Annotated in this window: 2 protein-coding genes; both read left to right on the top strand. The window is 45.0% G+C overall.

Annotated elements, in window-relative coordinates:
• Positions 1–284: OsmC family protein (locus tag R7Q38_RS23995; RefSeq protein WP_318114562.1), on the top strand; the 284-nt coding region annotated here is incomplete at its 5' end.
• A gap of 179 nt (positions 285–463) precedes the next feature.
• A partial coding sequence (locus R7Q38_RS23990; RefSeq protein WP_318114560.1) for a DUF2804 domain-containing protein occupies positions 464–1,197 on the top strand: 734 nt, incomplete at its 3' end.

Genomic DNA, 1,197 nt, shown 5'->3' with positions numbered 1-1,197 from the left:
CGGCACTTTCTAGTTGCCATATGTTGGTTTTCCTTTCGATTGCAGCAAAGCGTCGTTATGTGATCGACTCTTATGTTGATGCAGCTGAAGGGGAGTTGGCCGTTGGTGAAAATGGAAAAGAGTGGGTTTCGAGAGTGGTGTTAAATCCGAAAGTTGTATTTTCTGGTGATAAGCAGCCAAGCTATGAGCAATTGGAAAAAATGCATCACATGGCGCATGAAAACTGTTTTATCGCGAATTCGGTGAAAACGGAGATCGTGACCAATATTCTTCATTCTGATTAATGCTCTACAACTAAGCTAAAACTCTAAATCGCAATGATAGTAATGAGATATGAGTGATCTGTTTCACACTATTGCTTCGTTGCCTGCCTTAAATGCGTGATTGTTGTGCAGTCGCGCAACTCGTTTGTTGTTAACTTAATGTTAACATTGTGCCATGTGTGATTAGCCAAGTCAGAATCATGGACGTAATTAAGCCTTTGGACTCATTTATTCAGCAAGATGGTATGCCGGTTTTTGGGCACTTGTCGGCGATTCCAAGATCACTCGATTTAGAGTCATTTCAATATCTCAATGAGATGGACAATCCTGTATCGAAGTGGCGAAAACATTTCGATTACAAGCAGTTCCAGTTCGTGTCTCTCGTGACGCCTGACTATGTCGTCGGGATTGCTATTGCCGATATTCGCTATTTGGCCTCCGGATTTTGTTATTTGTTCGATATTAAGCGCAATTCACTCACCGAGCAGCAATGGCTTAAACCTTGTCAGCTTGGCTATCAGACTCAACCATCGAGCTGGTTGAGCAAAGCACATCTCGCGAACAAGACGATTCAGTTCTCTATTGAGGAAGGGCAGTGGCATGTTCAGTTTGTGACGCCTTCCGTTAACGCCAACATTACACTGCATCCACAGCCACAAAGTTTGCCTCTTATGCTCTCTACGCCAACGGGTTACTCCGGATGGACGTATACACAAAAACACAACGCGCTGACGGTAACAGGGAATCTATTTATTCTGGGTGAAGAGCAAGATCTGTCACAGGTTGCTGCGGGTTATGATTTCTCGGCGGGTTACATGCGAAGGGAAACGAGCTGGCGCTGGGCGAGTGTCAACCATAAAGACGGCGACAAAAGCTTGGGTCTCAACCTCGCCGCTGGCGTAAACGAAACCGGGTTTTGTGAAAATGTACTGTG

The sequence above is a fragment of the Vibrio sp. Vb0598 genome, assembly GCF_033338935.1.
Classification (GTDB): domain Bacteria; phylum Pseudomonadota; class Gammaproteobacteria; order Enterobacterales; family Vibrionaceae; genus Vibrio; species Vibrio alginolyticus.
The sequence above is the reverse complement of the archived record's forward strand: the minus strand, read 5'-3'. Positions and strand labels throughout refer to the sequence as shown.